The 13,085-nt window shown below is 66.7% G+C and carries 15 protein-coding genes; 9 read left to right on the top strand and 6 right to left on the bottom strand.

Annotated features, from left to right (window positions below; genetic code table 11):
* The first annotated feature begins 6 nt into the window (after window positions 1-6).
* Window positions 7-474, top strand: coding sequence for a DUF1823 family protein (locus KR49_RS04770; RefSeq protein ID WP_043692253.1), 468 nt, complete (start codon window positions 7-9; stop codon window positions 472-474).
* A gap of 10 nt (window positions 475-484) precedes the next feature.
* On the opposite strand, the gene KR49_RS04765 is transcribed toward KR49_RS04770, so the two are convergent.
* On the bottom strand, window positions 485-868 hold the full coding sequence (locus KR49_RS04765) for a L,D-transpeptidase (RefSeq protein WP_043696822.1): 384 nt from the start codon (window positions 866-868) through the stop codon (window positions 485-487).
* Between the two features lie 118 nt (window positions 869-986).
* Between KR49_RS04765 and der the strand changes: the two genes are divergently transcribed.
* From der to proC, 6 genes are all read left to right on the top strand, one after another.
* On the top strand, window positions 987-2,354 hold the full coding sequence (der, locus tag KR49_RS04760; RefSeq protein WP_043692250.1) for a ribosome biogenesis GTPase Der: 1,368 nt from the start codon (window positions 987-989) through the stop codon (window positions 2,352-2,354).
* 3 nt (window positions 2,355-2,357) lie between these two features.
* Window positions 2,358-3,266: an energy-coupling factor transporter transmembrane component T gene (locus KR49_RS04755; protein WP_043692247.1), complete on the top strand. Its 909-nt coding sequence runs from the start codon at window positions 2,358-2,360 to the stop codon at window positions 3,264-3,266.
* 15 nt (window positions 3,267-3,281) lie between these two features.
* Complete coding sequence (locus KR49_RS04750; protein WP_043692244.1) at window positions 3,282-3,548, top strand: PipX family protein; 267 nt, start codon at window positions 3,282-3,284, stop codon at window positions 3,546-3,548.
* A 4-nt stretch (window positions 3,549-3,552) separates the two neighbouring features.
* Window positions 3,553-4,215: a YggS family pyridoxal phosphate-dependent enzyme gene (locus tag KR49_RS04745; RefSeq protein ID WP_043692240.1), complete on the top strand. Its 663-nt coding sequence runs from the start codon at window positions 3,553-3,555 to the stop codon at window positions 4,213-4,215.
* 106 nt (window positions 4,216-4,321) lie between these two features.
* Window positions 4,322-4,885, top strand: a complete 564-nt coding sequence (locus KR49_RS04740) for a cell division protein SepF (protein ID WP_043692236.1) — start codon at window positions 4,322-4,324, stop codon at window positions 4,883-4,885.
* Between the two features lie 11 nt (window positions 4,886-4,896).
* Window positions 4,897-5,709: a pyrroline-5-carboxylate reductase gene (gene proC / locus KR49_RS04735; RefSeq protein WP_156957098.1), complete on the top strand. Its 813-nt coding sequence runs from the start codon at window positions 4,897-4,899 to the stop codon at window positions 5,707-5,709.
* Window positions 5,710-5,711: 2 nt separating this feature from the next.
* Here proC and KR49_RS04730 read toward each other — a convergent pair whose 3' ends face one another.
* From KR49_RS04730 to hpf, 5 genes are read right to left on the bottom strand one after another with little or no spacing between them, the layout of a single operon-like run.
* Complete coding sequence (locus KR49_RS04730) at window positions 5,712-6,881, bottom strand: glycosyltransferase family 4 protein (protein ID WP_043692231.1); 1,170 nt, start codon at window positions 6,879-6,881, stop codon at window positions 5,712-5,714.
* Window positions 6,882-6,915: 34 nt separating this feature from the next.
* Window positions 6,916-8,223, bottom strand: coding sequence for an MFS transporter (locus tag KR49_RS04725; RefSeq protein WP_084188106.1), 1,308 nt, complete (start codon window positions 8,221-8,223; stop codon window positions 6,916-6,918).
* 44 nt (window positions 8,224-8,267) lie between these two features.
* On the bottom strand, window positions 8,268-9,077 hold the full coding sequence (recO, locus tag KR49_RS04720) for a DNA repair protein RecO (RefSeq protein ID WP_043692227.1): 810 nt from the start codon (window positions 9,075-9,077) through the stop codon (window positions 8,268-8,270).
* A 4-nt stretch (window positions 9,078-9,081) separates the two neighbouring features.
* A complete protein-coding gene (locus KR49_RS04715) occupies window positions 9,082-9,759 on the bottom strand; it encodes a deoxyribose-phosphate aldolase (RefSeq protein WP_043692224.1) in 678 nt (225 codons plus the stop codon).
* Window positions 9,760-9,773: 14 nt separating this feature from the next.
* Window positions 9,774-10,361, bottom strand: a complete 588-nt coding sequence (gene hpf / locus KR49_RS04710; RefSeq protein ID WP_043692222.1) for a ribosome hibernation-promoting factor, HPF/YfiA family — start codon at window positions 10,359-10,361, stop codon at window positions 9,774-9,776.
* An 11-nt stretch (window positions 10,362-10,372) separates the two neighbouring features.
* Between hpf and lipB the strand changes: the two genes are divergently transcribed.
* On the top strand, window positions 10,373-11,068 hold the full coding sequence (gene lipB, locus KR49_RS04705; RefSeq protein WP_043692219.1) for a lipoyl(octanoyl) transferase LipB: 696 nt from the start codon (window positions 10,373-10,375) through the stop codon (window positions 11,066-11,068).
* A 31-nt stretch (window positions 11,069-11,099) separates the two neighbouring features.
* On the top strand, window positions 11,100-13,025 hold the full coding sequence (locus tag KR49_RS04700) for an AMP-binding protein (protein ID WP_043692216.1): 1,926 nt from the start codon (window positions 11,100-11,102) through the stop codon (window positions 13,023-13,025).
* Window positions 13,026-13,085: the final 60 nt, after the last annotated feature.

Raw genomic sequence — 13,085 nt, 5'->3', positions numbered from 1 at the left:
GGGTCCATGCTGCCGATCGATGTGTCCGCGTTCTGGCCCCTGAGCCGTCCTCTGCTGCATCAGATGCTCGAGGACCGCTGCAGTGACCGCTTCGTCTGTGAGCGGATCTGGGAGCGACTCGGTTACGACTCCGGCGAGGCCGGCTGGCGGGCCGGCGTGCGGACACCGCCGGACTGGGCAGAGGCCTTCCCGCTCGGCCCGGAGGTGATTGCCCTGCGCCCCGCCTCGGTGCGCCTGACCCGCTCGATCGCCAAGCCCCACAAGCAGCTGCTCAAGCAGCAGCTGGCCTTCAGTGGCTACCGGATCGGAGAGCTCTACCCCCGGCGAACCAGGCGGGCCACCGCCGTGAACTGGCTGCTCGCCTGGCTGGCGGACCGGGGGGAGCCCCTTGCGGAGCAGGGGCCGATGGCGCCGGAGTTGTCGCCCCCGGAGAATCCGGTGCAGGGGCATCCCGGGGACCTGCCTGTGAGCTGAGACCGGCGGATCAGGCCTGAATCGAGACGGGGGTGCCTTTGGGGGTGTTCTCGAACAGCCAGCGGGCGTGGGCCAGGGGCATGCGCACACAGCCGTTACTGCGCGGCACACCGAAGGCCTTGCCGGCGTTCTCCTGCCACGGGGCTGCATGCATGCAGATGGCTTCGTTGGCAGAGACGCACATGGTGTACGGAACCCCAGGCACCGTGTAGGTGCGGCCTCGCAGGGTGACCGCGCGGTACTTCGTGAACACCTTGGTGTCGAAGATCGGCGTCGGTGTCGAGGCCTTGCCGGTGCTCACGGGAATCACCCGCACCACATCGTGATTGCTGTTGTAAACGGTGAGCTTCTGGTCGGAGAGGTCGACGACGAGGCTGGCCACAAGATCGAGCATGGCGCTGAACAACGCTTCACCCGGACTAGCTGTCTCATTTGAGACTGATTGGTCTCGTTTCGAAAGGTTTCCGTTTCCGCGGGTCTGTAGGGTCAGGAATTGATCGGAGTCCCGCCCCGTGGCGCGTCCCGTCGTTGCGATCATCGGACGTCCCAACGTCGGCAAGTCCACGCTGGTCAATCGTCTGTGCCGCAGCCGTGAGGCGATCGTCCATGACGAACCCGGAGTGACGCGGGATCGCACCTATCAGGACGGGTTCTGGGGAGACCGGGACTTCAAGGTCGTGGACACCGGCGGTCTGGTGTTCGACGACGACAGTGAGTTTCTGCCCGAGATCCGGGAGCAGGCCAACCTGGCACTCGAGGAGGCCAGCGTCGCCCTCGTGATCGTCGACGGTCAGCAGGGCATCACCGCTGCCGACGAATCCATCGCCGAGTTTCTGCGCACGCACACCTGCCCCACCCTGTTGGCGGTGAACAAGTGCGAGTCCCCCGAGCAGGGGCTGGCGATGGCTGCGGAGTTCTGGAGCCTCGGCCTGGGGGAGCCGTATCCGATCTCCGCCATCCACGGCGCCGGGACCGGCGAACTGCTGGATCAGGTGCTCAACTTCCTGCCTCCGAAGGATGAGGAGGGTGATCAGGAGGAGCCGATCCAGCTGGCGATCATCGGGCGTCCCAATGTCGGTAAATCCAGTCTGCTCAATGCGATCTGCGGAGAGCAGCGCGCCATCGTGAGCCCGATCCGCGGCACCACCCGCGACACCATCGACACCAGCCTCGAACGGGAGAACCGCTCCTGGCGACTGGTGGACACCGCCGGCATCCGCCGCCGTCGCAGCGTCAATTACGGCCCGGAATACTTCGGCATCAACCGCAGCTTCAAGGCGATCGAGCGCAGTGATGTGTGCGTTCTGGTGATCGATGCCCTGGATGGGGTCACCGAGCAGGATCAACGGCTGGCAGGTCGGATCGAGGAGGACGGACGGGCCTGTGTGGTGGTCGTCAACAAGTGGGACGCCGTTGAAAAGGACAGTCACACCTTGCCGGCGATGGAGAAGGAGCTGCGCGCCAAGCTCTACTTCCTCGACTGGGCGCCGATGCTGTTCACATCAGCGCTCACCGGACAGCGGGTGGACAGCATTTTCGCCCTGGCGGCCCTGGCGGTCGAGCAGCACCGGCGCCGGGTCAGCACCTCCGTGGTGAACGAGGTGCTTAAGGAGGCGCTGAGCTGGCGAAGCCCTCCCACAACCCGTGGTGGACGCCAGGGGCGGCTCTACTACGGCACGCAGGTGTCGAGCCGTCCGCCGAGCTTCACCCTGTTCGTCAATGATCCGAAACTGTTCGGAGAGACCTACCGCCGTTACGTGGAGCGCCAGATCCGGGAAGGACTCGGCTTCGATGGAACACCGGTGAAGCTGTTCTGGCGTGGCAAGCAGCAGCGCGATGCGGAAAGGGATCTGGCACGCCAGCACCAACGATCCAGCTGAGCCATGGACTGGCTGCGTCAGATCCCCATGGGGCAGTACGTCGACGGCGCCGAGGGCTGGCCGCGACGGCTCGATCCGCGCCTGAAGCTGGCCTGGTCCCTGGTGTTCCTGCTGACCCCTGTGCTGGCCGGCCCCCTGTGGCGCCTCGCCCTGGTGCTTGGACTGCTGCTGATCACCCTGATCAGCGGTCTGCCGGTTCGCCTCTGGTGGAGATCCTTGCTGCTGCTGACCCTGCTCTCCATCGCTGTGGGTCTGCTCTCCCTGCTGCTGCCGGCGGTGGACCCTCCGTCACCTCTGAATCTGCGCGATCCGCAGGAGCTGCCGGGTCTCGGCACGGACTGGCCGAGCTGGGATCTGCTGCGCCTCGGGCCTGTCCAGCTGGGTCCGCTGACCCTGGGGCCTCTGGTGGTGGATCGGGCTTCGGCGCTGCTGGGCCTGCGCACCTCGACGCTGATCTTCACCGTGATCCACAGCGTCAATCTGGTGCTGCTCACCACGATGCCGGAGGACCTGGTCTGGGCTCTGACCTGGTGCCTGATGCCATTGGAGCGGTTGGGATTGCCGATGCAGCGGCTGGGATTCCAGCTGCTGCTGGCGTTGCGGTTTCTTCCTCTGGTGCAGGAGGAGCTGCAGAACCTGCTGCGGGCCCTCGCTAGCCGGGCTGTGAGTTTCCGTCTCCTGGGATTCAAGGCTTCCTTCGGCCTGGTGCTCTCCGTCGGCGAACGACTGCTGGCCAACATCCTGTTGAGGGCGGAGCAGGGGGCGGATGCTCTAGTGGCCCGCGGCGGCAGGATCCTCAGTCCGGCGCGGCTGCGACTGCCGGTGGAATCGCCGGCGCGACTGCTCAACGGCGCGGCGGCCATGTCGCTGTTGATCGTGCTGTTTCTACGCAGCAGGTACGGTGCGTTCTGACTTGCGATCCGGGTGATGGCAGCAGAGCGGTATCTCAATCACCCCACCTTCGGGATGCTCTACCGGGTGGCACCGGCCGGCGAAGGCCGAGACGTCTACGCGACCCTCTACGCGCAGCGGATGTTCTTTCTGGTGACGCTTCAGCCGCGCGGGGCTCAGTTCGAGGTGATCCCGTATCAGGACGCGCGCCATCATGCGGATGTGCACCTGAGCCGTTGCCGCCGCGATGGGTCGCCCGATCTGGAGGATTGGCGGCAGCTGTTTGATCAGACCTTCATCTGAACCGATGACAGCCTCTGCGGTCGATCGCTGGCGGGAGCTGCAGGAGCAGCTGCCCGGATCGGCCCGGCTGCTGGCCGTGAGCAAGGGGCATCCCGCCGAGGCGGTGCGGGCTCTGGCCGGGCTGGGTCAGCGGGCTTTCGGGGAGAGCCGACTGCAGGAAGCGCTTCCGAAGCAGGAGCAGCTGGAGGACCTTGCGCTGGAGTGGCATTTCATCGGTCGCCTGCAGAGCAACAAGGTGCGGGGGGTGGTGCGCGCTTTTCCCGTGATCCATTCGGTCGATTCCCTGGCCCTGGCTGAACGGGTTTCCCGGATCGCAGGGGAGGAGGCCTGTCATCCGCAGGTGTTGCTGCAGGTGAAGCTGCGCCCGGATCCCAGCAAGGGTGGTTTCTCGGCGGAGGGCCTGCTGGAGGCCTGGTCGGCTCTCGCAGCGCTCCCGCATCTCTCAATTACCGGCCTGATGACCATGGCGCCGCTCGAGGCTCAGGAGGAGGACCGCAGTGCCTTGTTCGCGGACTGCCGCGCCCTGGCCGACAGGCTGGAGCTGACGGACTGTTCCATGGGCATGAGTGGTGACTGGCCCCTGGCGGTGCGGCAGGGCGGCACCTGGTTGCGCATTGGTTCGGCCCTGTTCGGTCCAAGGCCAACGTCACAGGATGGGGCTGAGTGACTTGCTTGAGCGGGGCTGAAACGCTATCCAGGGACAAGGTTGTCCGGCTCGCCCCGGACTTCGAACCTGCCTGCTCATCCACGTCTCAGCCTGAGAGGAATCCAAGGTGTCGCTGATTTCCCGCCTACGTGCCGTCGTCGCCGGAGACGACTATCTCGATGGCGATCTTGACGATCTCGTCTACGAAGACGAGCAGCAGGAGCAGGACCAGCGGGCCACCCATGCCGATGGGGGTGCGCTGGCGACCATTGCCGACAGCAACCCCTTCGATCTCGGCGACAGCCTGCCCGGATCCAATGTGATCGGCATGCCGGGCATCAGCACCGCCGCTGCGGAGGTGAATCTGATGGAGCCGCGCAGCTTCGATGAAATGCCCCGCGCCATCCAGGCCCTGCGCGAGCGCAAGACCGTCATCCTCAATCTCACGATGATGGAACCGGATCAGGCTCAGCGCGCGGTCGATTTCGTCGCGGGAGGCACCTTCGCCATCGACGGACATCAGGAGCGCGTCGGCGAGAGCATCTTCCTGTTCGCCCCCAGTTGCGTCACGGTCACCAACACCAGTCACGAGGAGACCTCCGCCCCCACGGTCGTCAGCCGCGAAAGCGACTCCAAGGAGGAGGAGAGCAGCTCAGCGCCCTCCCCCGCCTGGGGTGCGACCGCTCTCTGAGATCCGAGGTCTTGACTCCCGACGTGGGTGTGATCGGCCTGGGCCGTATGGCCCGGGCCCTTGTTGAACCCCTGCTCCAGCGTGGCGAGCTTGATCCTGGGGGACTGATGGCCGTGGTCGGACGAGCCGCTTCGATCGAGCCCCTCTCCCGTGAGCTGCCTTCCGGCGTGCGGCTGTTCTCTGCTGATGCAGCGACCGCCCGTGAGGTCTGGACAGCACCGCTCCAGCTGCTGGCGATCAAACCCCAGCAACTGGATGCGGTGGCGGCGGAAGCGCCCGCCGTCGTCGGGCAGCCTCTGCTCATTTCCGTGCTCGCCGGGGTCAGTCTGGCGCGATTGCATCGGCTGTTTCCCGGACATCGCTGCATCCGGGCTGTGCCGAACACACCGGCCCTTGTGGGGGCCGGATTGACGGCTCTGGCCTGGGGAGACGACATCAACCCTGAATCACGGACCCGGGTGCGTCATCTGTTCGCATCCGTCAGTGAAGTGCTGGAGCTGCCGGAGCCCAAGCTGGACGCTTTTCTGGCCCTCACCTCCTCCGGTCCCGCCTTTGTGGCGGTGGTGGCCGAGGCGATGGCGGATGGAGCGGTGGCGGCTGGACTTCCCAGAGATCAGGCTCTGCATCTGACCCATCGCACCCTGGCGGGCAGTGCCGCTCTGCTGCAGGAGCGACAGCTGCACCCGGCTCAGCTCAAGGACATGGTGAGTTCGCCCGCGGGCACAACAATCGCCGGTCTGCGTCGACTGGAGCAGGCTGGGGTCCGCTCCGCCCTGATCGAAGCCGTGCTGGCGGCGGCTGAGCGAAGTCGGGAACTCGCCTGAACTCAGGCCGCCAGTGGCCTGGTGGCCAGAAGGGTGCCGTACAGCTGCTCGATCGCGTCGATGTTGCGGCTCAGTCGGTAGCGCTCAAGCGCCCGCTGTCGTGCCCGGCGTCCGAGCTCCGCGGTGAGCACCGGTTGATCGCGCAGCACCGGCAGCAGGGTGCGCAGCTGGGTGGCCACTCCCTGGGTGCTCAACACGATTCCGGCCCCACCGTCCAGCACTTCGCCATCGGCACCCGCGTCGGTGGCGATGCAGGCCGTGCCGGTGGCCATGGCCTCCAGCAGCGCCAGAGACAGTCCTTCCACCAGGCTGGGCAGCAGGAAGACTTCGGCGCACTGCATCAGGGCGATGCGGGTGTTCAGGTCCGCTTCGTATCCCCACCAGAGGATCCCTGGCTCGTTGAAGCTGTTCTGGAGGGTGCCGCGCAGCGGACCGTCACCGACGATCACCAGTCGGCATCCCTGGGGTGACACCAGGCGCCATGCCCGCAGCAGCGCCTCCACGTTCTTCTCCGTGGCAAGGCGGCCCATGTAGAGGAACGTGCGCTCCGATCCGAGGCGCTGCCGAACCCGTTGCAACAGCACGGCATCACCACCGTGACGGGACGGTGCCCAGCGATCGGTGTCCACACCGTTGGGGATCACGGCCAGGCGGTCGGCCGGCACCCCGAGGCGGATCAGCACTTCCGCCTGCAGCTGGGAGAACACGATCACCCGGTCGTAACGGGCAAGCGCCGGGGCATAGAGCTGGTAGGAGAGCTGCTGGGTCCCGGCGGTGAGGTTGCGCATCCCCGCGTCGAAGGGGGGATGGAACGTGGCGACCAGGGGGACCCCCAGCTGCTGACAGAGGTCGGGTAAGCGGAAATCCAGCGGCGAGAGAGTCAGGCTGGCGTGGACGATGTCCGGCCTGATCCGTTCCAGGGAGTCCCTCAGTTCCCTCTGGGCGCCTGGAGAAGGGATGGTGTAAACCTGCGATTTCACCAGGTAGGGCAGGCTCACATCCGGATCATTGGCCAGCAGTGAGGTGGAACCGCTTTCCGGGCTGCGGGGATTGTCGAAATGAATGAAGTGAGTCTGGTGACCGCGTTCACGCAGGGCCTCAGTGGTGCTCAGGCCGTAGGAGACATTGCCGCAGAACGGAGATTTCTTACCCAGCCAGGCAATCTGCACCAAGCGCTCTGCGATCCTCCTCTGGCAAGGCAGCAAGTTAGCAGCGCTTCCAGGGTCTCTCCAGCACTGCCGCGCCGAGGGCCAGGGTCGCCAGCAGCAGCAGCACCGGCCTGAGTCCGACGCTGCTCACGAGGGTCCCCGCCAGCACCAGCGGCAGGCTGAGGGCGATGTTGATCAGGTTGTTCTGCAGGCCGAACACGCGGCCCCGTTCCCGTTCCGGGGTGTCCTCCTGCAGTGTCGTCTGGGCTGGGATCGCCACCAGGGCGGCACCGATGCCGAGCAGGGTGCAGAGGCTCAGTGTGATCAGCAGGCGCCCCTGAAGCTGGCCGAGCAGCACCAGGCAGCAGGTGATGGCAGCCAGTCCGGCGGCTCCGAGATGGTGGCGGCTGATGCGATGCCCGAGCTGGGCGGTCAGCACCGCTCCGATCGCCATACCCAGGCCACTCATGGCCAGCAGGCTGCCGAATCCCGTCGGCCCCAGGCTGCTGATCGACCCCGCCAGGCTGATGGCGAGCACGTACATCGCGGCCAGCAGGCTGTAGAGCAGCACCAGATTGCGCATGGCCCGCCGCACGGTCGGCCGTTTCACCAGCACCTGCAGTCCTTCACGGATCTCTTCCCCGATGCCGATGTTGTTCGGCCGCGAGGGGGTCTCGCGCAGACGGATGGTGCTGAGGCTGAGAGCCGCCATGCCGTAGCAGAACGGCAGCAGTAGGAATTCACCTCCCGACAGTCCCAGGCTGGCGAGGCTCTGATTGAGCAGTCGCAGGATCGGTTGACCGAGGGCGAAGCCCACGATGGTGGCTGCCATGCTGGTGGCCTGGTAAAGCGAATTGGCCGCCAGCAGCAGTTTGTTCGGCACCAGCAGCGGAATGGCCGCCTGTTCCGCCGGGGCGAAGAACTGGGTGAGCACCGACTCCAGGAAGGTCATCAGCAGCAGGGCCCAGTACCCCCAGCTGAGCCCGAGCAGTTCAGGACCCGGCAGGAGACAGACAGGGGCCAGCAGCACCAGCAGGGCCCGCATGGCGTTGGAGGCCACCATCACCCGCCGTTTCGGCCAGCGGTCGGCCCAGACCCCCGCCAGCATTCCCAGCAGCACGGCGGGCACGGTGTTGGCCACGTAGATGCCTGTCGCCAGCAGGGTGATGCGCTGAGCTCTGGTCTCGATGTCCATGCGGATGGCGGAGGCGACCTCCGCCATGGCGCCGCTGCTCTGAGCGTCCTGACTCACCCAGTGCTGGGCGATCAGGAACACCATCAGCACGATGTAGAACTTGTCCGCCAGCTGGGAGAAGATCTGGCCGATCCAGAGCCGGCGGAAGTCCTCGAGCCGCACCACGGCCATCAGACCCTGGCGTCCCTCCTCCCGCGCGCTGGAAACCGTGCCGCTCAAGATTCGCCCGCGTCGGGCACATGATCGCTCACCGCAGGGTGAGCCAGCGATTCCCGCAGCATCGGCAACGCCCGGCTGCCTCTCGGCAGATGGCTGCGGATCCAGAGCTCCACGACGGAGAGCAGCCTGAGCCAAACCGGTTCGGGGCCCATCAGCTCCCCGGAGCGTCGGCAGGGCAGATCCGGGCGGGGCAGCCGCTGCAGCAGGGCCAGCTCCGACGGATTCAGCATCAGCCTCGCCGTGGGTTCCGCCCCGATGGCGAAGCCGTCCTCGGGCAGAAGGCTGCAGCGCCAGTCCCACTGACCGATGGGGGGATCCAGCGGGGCGCCGCTGCGGCAGCAGCTCTGCAGCGGCAGCCCGTAGCCCCCGAGGCTCAGCAGGTGGACACAGCCCTGAACGGTGCTCGCCAGCACCATGGTCGGGGCCTCGGCCCGTTGCTCGAGCCGCTCCAGATGCAACATCAGGGTCGCCAGCATTCCGGTGATCGGATCGTCATCAGCGCCCATCAGCAGGCAGAGATCACTGAGGGCCTGAGCGGCGGCCAGGGTCTCCAGCCGCCGGCCCAGACCGCTGAAACTGCGCTGGACGCGCAGTTGCCGCACCCGGGCCAGTCCGCTGCGGCCTCCCACCTGAAGCTCCAGGAGGGTGAGCGGGGCAGCGGCGGCCAGGCTGCTTTTTGGTCGTCGCGCCCCAGGGACCGCCAGCCGGCTCACCCCCTCCGCCTCGCTGAGCAGAGTGAGCAGCCGGTCGTGCTCCCCCAGGGGACCCACCTTCAGGACGAGCCCTTCCAGCCGTCGTTCCGCCATGGGGTCAACCGATGGGCTGGCGCTGGGACTGGAGCAGTTGAGGCGCACTGCTGGTGCCGAGCAGGTTGGCGCCGGCGGCAACCAGATCGTGCACCAGCTCCAGGCTGTGGATCCCGCCAGCGGCCTTGATCGCGCAGCGGCCGCGACAGAGCTGTTTCAGCTGGCTCACCTGATCGGGATGGCAGGCGGGGCCGAAACCGTTTCCCGTCTGCACACCGCTGGCCCCGGCATCGATCGCCGCCTCCACCGCCAGTTCCAGCTGCGCGTCGCTGAGCCTGGCCATGTCGAGCACCACCCGCAGGGGGAGGCCCAGGTCACACAGAGCGGCCAGGTCCTCGGCGAAGCGGCCGGAGTCGCCATCGGCCAGGGCGCTGAAATCCGGCACCACATCCAGCTCGTCGGCGCCGTTGGCTGCCGCCCACTGGGCCTCAGCCAGTCGCAGACCGGCGGGGAGGGTGCCGAACGGAAAGTCGATGGCGGCGATCAGTCGTGGACCGTCACCACCCCCGAGTCGATGGCGCAGGGCCGGTAGCCTGGCCAGGGTGCCGCAGATGGCCCGGATGTTGCGTTCCCGGCTGGCATCGCAGCATTCGATCAGCTGCTCGGTATTCAGCAGCGGGTCGAGGATGGCCTGGTCCAGAAGGGGAGGCAGATCCGGAAGGTCCTGAAGGGGATCGGCCATGGCGGTTGCGGTCTTCAGTCCCGAGCCTGAATCACGCCGTAGCCCCCATGGTTGCGCCGGTAGATCACCTGCAGCTCACCGCTGTCACTGTCGCGGAAGAGGTAGAAGTCGTGATCGATCAGATCGAGCTGATGACGGGCCTCCTCCAGGCTCATCGGCGGCATCGCGAAATATTTGCGGCGCACGCCGGGGTCGGGGAGCTCGGCATGGCGGCCCTTCAGCAGTGAGCCGTCCACCGGTTCGTCATCGGTGATCGATTCGGTGCCGGGCGTCAGGCTGGCGCTGTGGCCGTGGCTGTGGTGGTGATCGCTGTGGCGCTCCTTCCAGCGCCGCAGCTGACGCGCCAGCTTCCCAGCGGCCATGTCGATGCTGGCGTAGAGGTTCTCACTGCGCTCCTGAGCCCGGATCACGGTGCCGTTGGCGAAGACCGTCACCTCCGCGGTCTGCTGAGGAACACGGGGGTTGCGGGCCACTGAGAGATGCACATCCGCCTCGCGCACCGCCTCAGCGAAGTGATGCGTCGCCCGTTCGAGCTTGGTCTGGGTGTAGTCCCGCAGGGCAGGCGTGATCTCGAGGTTGCGACCATGGATCAGCAACTTCATGCAACGCTCCTGTGCCGATTGTTGACGGCAAATTAGGAACGGTTGGCGATTCGGCACAGTCCTCCGGTGCAATTCTTTTTGAGCCTGCGGAGCCGGTGCCGTTCGAGCAGGCCTGGAGCGCTCAGCGGCGCTGGCAGCAGCGTCTTCTGGAGAATCCCTGCCAGCCGCAGGCGGTCTGGTTGCTGCAGCATCCGGCCTGTTACACCCTCGGTCGCGGTGCCAGCGCTGAGCATCTTCACTTCGATCCGCAGGTTCCGCCGGCTCCGCTGCACCGGATCGATCGCGGAGGGGAGGTGACGCACCATCTGCCAGGCCAGCTGGTGGCTTATCCGGTGCTGGATCTGCGTCGTCACCAGCCGGACCTGCACTGGTATCTGCGTCAGCTGGAACAGGTGCTGCTGGATGTGCTTGCGGAGTTCGACCTGGTGGGAGAGCGCATCCCGGGTTTCACAGGGATCTGGCTGGAGGGTCGCAAGGTGGCGGCCATCGGAACCGGATGCCGTCGCTGGATCACCCAGCACGGTCTCGCTCTGAATGTGTCCTGTGCGCTGAGCGGGTTTGAGCTCATCACCCCCTGCGGTCTCCGGGGCAGCCGGGTGGGTCGTCTGTGCGACTGGCGGCCTGGGTTGACGGTGGAACAGGTTCAGCCCCGGCTGCGGGAAGCCCTGCGCCGACGTTTCGATCTGGTCTGGTCCGCGGAAGCGTGATAGGCCTGAGCCCATCGATGGATCGCCTCCGATGACGGCCAGCTGGACCCCGACACGCCAGGAGCAGGACTCGCTTCGACGCCATCAGCACGTCCTCGAGCTGCAGCGGGTTGATGCGATCTGGCCCTGGCTGGCGGATCACCACGGCACCCTGACGGCCCTGGATGCGCCCCATGTGGCACATCCGGAACGGCTCAGCTTCGCGGAACTGGCTCAGTGCATCGCCACGGCGGCTGCGGCTTTCCGGGAGCAGGGTCTGGAAGCCGGCGAGGTGGTGGCGCTGTTCGCCGAGAACAGCCCCCGCTGGCTGGTGGCGGATCAGGGGCTGATGCGGGCCGGAGCTGCCGATGCCGTTCGGGGGGCGTCCGCTCCGGTGGAAGAGCTGCGTTACATCCTGTCGGACTGTCGGGCCACTGCCCTGGTGGTGCAGAACGCGGAGGTGTGGCGACGCCTGGCGTTGACACCGGAGCAGCGAGCCCCGCTTCGCTTCGTGCTGCAGCTGGAAGGGGAGCCTCAGGACGGGGTGATGAGCTGGGACGCCTTCCTGGCAAGCGGGCGTGGTCGCCCGTCGGTGCCATGCGACGCGGATCGTGAGCCGTCACGTCAGGCGGTGGCCACGGTGCTATACACCTCCGGCACCACCGGCCAGCCCAAGGGGGTGCCGCTGACCCACGCCAACCTGCTGCATCAGATGCACTCTCTGGCCTGTGTGGCCTATCCGGCACCGGGCTCGCCTGTGCTCAGCGTGTTGCCGATCTGGCACGCCTATGAGCGCAGTGCCAGTTACTACTTCCTGTCCTGCGCCTGCACGCAGACCTACACCACGATCAAGCAGCTGAAGAAGGATCTGCCGCGGGTGCGGCCGATCGCCATGGCCACGGTGCCGCGTCTGTGGGAAGCGGTGCAAGCTGGGTTCGAGGATGTGCTGAAAACCTTTCCGCCGTCGCGACAGCGGCTGTTGAGAGCGGCCCTGGCCAACAGTGCGGCCCAGCGGCGTGCGATCCGGACCGCGCGCAACCTGCTGCTGGAACCGATGGCTCCGGCCGCCCGGCTGGCGGCGGCTGCGGAAGCGGGGCTTCGCTGGCCTCTGCACGCCCTTGCCTCCACGCTGATCTGGCCGAAGCTGCGGCTTCAGCTCAGCGGCGGACAGCTGCGGTATCCCATCAGCGGTGGCGGAGCCATCGCCCCTCACATCGATGCGTTCTTCGAAGCGGTGGGGATCGAGCTGCTGGTGGGGTACGGACTCACGGAGACCAGTCCGGTGGTGAGCTGTCGCCGACCGTGGCGCAACATCCGCGGCAGTGCAGGCCTGCCGATGCCGGAGACCGAGTTCCGCATCGTGGATCCGGAGTCCGGGGAGGATCTGGGACTGCGCCGCAGGGGCCGGGTGCTGGTGCGTGGTCCCCAGGTGATGGGGGGCTATCTGGGCCGGCCGGAGGCCAGCGCCAAGGTGCTCGATGCTGAGGGCTGGTTCGACACCGGTGATCTGGGACTGCTGCTCGCGGATGGTTCGCTGGCGTTGACCGGCCGCGCCAAGGACACGATCGTGCTGAGCAGCGGTGAGAACATCGAGCCCGGTCCACTGGAGGAGGCTCTGGTGGCCAGTCCGCTGATCGAGCAGGTGATGCTGGTGGGTCAGGACGAACGCCAGCTCGGAGCACTGGTGGTGCCCCGGGTGGAAGCGCTTCAGACCTGGGCCTCGGAGCAGGGGATGGCCCTGGCGGAGGATCTCGGAGGGCGCCCGGGGGATGCACTGTTGTTGAAACGGCTGATGCAGGAGTGCAACCGGTTGCTCAAGGGACGATCCGGGTCCCGCGGGGATGAGCGCTTGGCCGGGGTGGTGCTGGTGGATCCCTTCAGCATCGAGAACGGTCTGCTCACGCAGACGCTCAAGCAGCGTCGCGATCGCATCACGGCCCGGGATGCTGCCCTGATCGAGCAGCTGTACGGCCGATGAGGGGATGATCATGGAGGTGATTGACCTGAGGCCGCACGGCTGAGACGCTTGCTGCTTCTC

The organism is Synechococcus sp. KORDI-49 (assembly GCF_000737575.1).
Lineage (GTDB): Bacteria > Cyanobacteriota > Cyanobacteriia > PCC-6307 > Cyanobiaceae > Parasynechococcus.
This window is presented reverse-complemented; position numbering and strand designations above follow the sequence as displayed.

Coding starts and splice junctions, on each gene's coding strand:
- KR49_RS04750 (WP_043692244.1), top strand. CDS start 3,282: ATGGCAGCAGAGCGGTATCTCAATCACCCCACCTTCGGGATGCTCTAC.
- KR49_RS04770 (WP_043692253.1), top strand. CDS start 7: ATGCTGCCGATCGATGTGTCCGCGTTCTGGCCCCTGAGCCGTCCTCTG.
- KR49_RS04745 (WP_043692240.1), top strand. CDS start 3,553: ATGACAGCCTCTGCGGTCGATCGCTGGCGGGAGCTGCAGGAGCAGCTG.
- KR49_RS04765 (WP_043696822.1), bottom strand. CDS start 868: ATGCTCGATCTTGTGGCCAGCCTCGTCGTCGACCTCTCCGACCAGAAG.
- KR49_RS04715 (WP_043692224.1), bottom strand. CDS start 9,759: ATGGCCGATCCCCTTCAGGACCTTCCGGATCTGCCTCCCCTTCTGGAC.
- KR49_RS04755 (WP_043692247.1), top strand. CDS start 2,358: ATGGACTGGCTGCGTCAGATCCCCATGGGGCAGTACGTCGACGGCGCC.
- recO (WP_043692227.1), bottom strand. CDS start 9,077: ATGGCGGAACGACGGCTGGAAGGGCTCGTCCTGAAGGTGGGTCCCCTG.
- KR49_RS04700 (WP_043692216.1), top strand. CDS start 11,100: ATGACGGCCAGCTGGACCCCGACACGCCAGGAGCAGGACTCGCTTCGA.
- hpf (WP_043692222.1), bottom strand. CDS start 10,361: ATGAAGTTGCTGATCCATGGTCGCAACCTCGAGATCACGCCTGCCCTG.
- KR49_RS04725 (WP_084188106.1), bottom strand. CDS start 8,223: ATGGCCGTGGTGCGGCTCGAGGACTTCCGCCGGCTCTGGATCGGCCAG.